Source organism: Acinetobacter sp. Res13-Abat-PEC15-P4-01 (assembly GCF_015676285.1).
Classification (GTDB): domain Bacteria; phylum Pseudomonadota; class Gammaproteobacteria; order Pseudomonadales; family Moraxellaceae; genus Acinetobacter; species Acinetobacter nematophilus.
Window position 1 is genome coordinate 1 of the sequence record NZ_JADAIN010000051.1, and the last position, 279, is coordinate 279.

Annotated in this window: 1 protein-coding gene; it reads left to right on the top strand. The window is 42.3% G+C overall.

Going from position 1 to position 279, the window contains the following annotated elements; all coding sequences use genetic code 11:
- On the top strand, positions 1–279 hold a 279-nt coding region (locus IMO47_RS18500), incomplete at both ends, for a hypothetical protein (protein WP_196085100.1).

Consider the following 279-nt stretch of genomic DNA (forward strand, 5'->3'; position numbering starts at 1 on the left):
TGCGTTAAAAGACATCAACAACCAAAGTGGTGTGATTGCTTCGAACCAACAACTGAGCTTAAAGAGTCAGGGATTAAATAACAATGCCGGACAGATTGGCAGCATACACTCAGGCGTTGCTATCGACAGTGGTTCAAGTGCTGTAGATAACACTTCAGGTGTGATACAAGCAAAGAATGACATTCAGCTGAAGGCTGAACAACTCACTAGCCACTTAGGTAAGATCAGTTCAGAAAAAGCCATTGAACTGAATATACAGCAAGGTATAGACAACAGTGC